At 71.4% G+C, this 2068-nt stretch carries 4 protein-coding genes; all 4 read right to left on the bottom strand.

Features of this window, described 5'->3' with window-relative positions:
* Positions 1-8: 8 nt before the first annotated feature.
* On the bottom strand, positions 9-407 hold the full coding sequence (locus tag D180_RS19990; protein WP_017914161.1) for an EamA family transporter: 399 nt from the start codon (positions 405-407) through the stop codon (positions 9-11).
* Entirely contained in the window at positions 404-766 is a 363-nt protein-coding gene (locus D180_RS19995; protein ID WP_017914162.1) for an EamA family transporter, read from the bottom strand. Before D180_RS19995 ends, D180_RS19990 begins: the two co-directional genes overlap by 4 nt.
* Positions 766-1593, bottom strand: a complete 828-nt coding sequence (locus D180_RS20000) for an alpha/beta fold hydrolase (protein WP_017914163.1) — start codon at positions 1591-1593, stop codon at positions 766-768. Before D180_RS20000 ends, D180_RS19995 begins: the two co-directional genes overlap by 1 nt.
* 92 nt (positions 1594-1685) lie before the next feature.
* Positions 1686-2068 (bottom strand): HlyD family secretion protein (locus D180_RS20005; RefSeq protein ID WP_017914164.1); only part of this gene is annotated, 383 nt, incomplete at its 5' end.

Raw genomic sequence — 2068 nt, forward strand, 5'->3', positions numbered from 1 at the left:
GTGGGATTTCAGTGCGCATCGGCGGGATCCGCGCGTTCGCCGATCGCCAGGCAGACGATGCCGCCGACGATCAGCGCCGCGCCCAGCGCCTGCAGGAGGCCGATGTGTTCGTTGAACCACCAGGCCGACAGCAGCATCACGCTGACCACTTCCAGGTGCGAGGCGGCGAACGCCGGGCCGATCGGTGCGTGCTCAAGCAGCTTCATCCAGGTGAAGAACGCGCCGATGTAGCCCAGCAACGCGGCGTACAGCCATGGGCTGCCGAGCAGGCGCAGCACCCACGCCAGTTCGGCCTGCGGCGGGAACGCGTGCGTGCCGGCCAGCTTGAAGCCGATCTGCGCCAGGGTGTCGAAGCTCAGCAGCAGGGCGAAGCCCACCGCATAGCGATGCAGCGGCGGCCGGCTCATGAGCCCAACCCCACTACCGCCACGCCGGCGCTGACCAGGCAGATGCCGGCCACCTGCATGCGCCCGAGGCGTTCGCCGAACAGCCAGCGCCCGGCCAGCATGATCGCCACGATGTTGATCGAACCCAGCAGCACGCCGCGGCCCAGCGGCACCAGCGACAGGAACGCGGTCCAGGCGAGGAATTCGAGCACGTAGCAGGCCACGCCGAACCACAGCTGCGGCTGCCGCGCCATGCGCTGCCAGCGCGCCATGCCGGTGCCCTGCGGGTGGCTGGCCACGTACTTGAAGGCCAATTGGCCGGCGGTGTCGAGCGCCACCGTCGCCAGCCAGATGCCCACTACCGAGCCGGTCATCGCCATCAGGCGGCGGCCTGCTGCGGCACGCACAGGGCGGCGAAGAACTGCGCCAGGCGCGCGCCGAGCACGCGCCGTTCGCGGTCCAGGGTGATCATGTGATAGCTGTCGTGCAGCAGCAGCAGCTCCGTCGGCCCGGACACGTTGGCGATCACCAGCCGCGCATTGCGCAGGTCGGCGATGTCGTCCTCGGTCGCGTGCGCGACCAGGCATGGCGCGACGACCTTGGGCAGGTCGCGGCGCACCGCGCGCGCGAGCAGGTACATCTCGGCCAGGGCGTGCCAGGGGTTGCCTGGCAGGCCGGCGGCGCTGCTGTCGCCGCCGAGCATCGCGCTGCTGACCTGGGCGCGGATGCGCTCGTCGCGCAGGCCGTACGGCGGCTCTTCCAGGAACATGCGGCGCTTGCCGATGCCCAGGCGCTTGAACCACGGCAGCAGGAACGCCAGCCGCGCGCGCTTGGGGATGTTCCAGCCGTCGTAGCGGAAGGTGGCGCCGAGCACGCCGACCCCGTCCACCCACTGCGGACGCTCCTGCGCCAGGCGCAGCGCCAGCACCGCGCCCATCGACAGCCCGGCCACGAACAGCCGGTCGACCTGTGGGCGCATGCGCGCGGCCGCCGCCTCGACGCTGGCGTACCAGTCGCGCCAGTTGGTGGCGAGCAGGTCGTCCTCGTCGCCGCAGTGGCCGGCCAGCTGCACGCCATGGACGCTGAAGCCTTCGCGGTTCAGGCTCTTGCCGAGCAGACGCATTTCGCTGGGCGTGCCGGTCAGGCCGTGGATCAGCAGCACGCCATTGCGGCCGCCTTCGAAGTGGAACTCGGCAGATTGGATCATGTGAATGGGCGCGGCTGCGCAGTCTCGGCAATCCGTGCAGGGTCGCCGCTGCGCGTTTCAGCAGCCTTTCGCCGCCGCGGCGCCGTGCAAGCTCAATGCTTGGCTGCGGTCGGGTTGCGGAAGCGCACCAGCACGCGCTGGCCCAGGCGCAGGGTCGAGGGCTGGGTGAAGGCCAGCACGCAGGCCACGCTGCGGTCGTTGCCGGCGGGCGTGGCGTCGTCGTGCAACTGGGTCGGGCCGTAGGCCGGCGCCAGCCAACGCACCACCGCCTGGCCGAGCACGGTCTGGCGGCCGTCGTCGCTGATGACCTCGGCGGCCATGCCCGGGGTGACGCTGCCGGCATAGCTTTCGTTCAATTCGGCGCGGACCAGGCGCGGCGCGTCCGGCAGCAGGGTCAGCAGCGGCGCGTTGGCCTCGCTGCGCGCGCCGACCGCGGCGGACAGCTGCAGGACGCGGCCGGCGACCGGCGCCTGCA

It is taken from the genome of Xanthomonas sp. SHU 166 (assembly GCF_000364685.1).
In the GTDB taxonomy this organism is placed as follows: Bacteria; Pseudomonadota; Gammaproteobacteria; order Xanthomonadales; family Xanthomonadaceae; genus Xanthomonas_A; species Xanthomonas_A sontii.

Excerpts from the sequence above, each read along its gene's own strand:
- D180_RS20000 (WP_017914163.1), bottom strand. The coding sequence starts at position 1,593 with ATGATCCAATCTGCCGAGTTCCACTTCGAAGGCGGCCGCAATGGCGTG.
- D180_RS19995 (WP_017914162.1), bottom strand. The coding sequence starts at position 766 with ATGGCGATGACCGGCTCGGTAGTGGGCATCTGGCTGGCGACGGTGGCG.
- D180_RS19990 (WP_017914161.1), bottom strand. The coding sequence starts at position 407 with ATGAGCCGGCCGCCGCTGCATCGCTATGCGGTGGGCTTCGCCCTGCTG.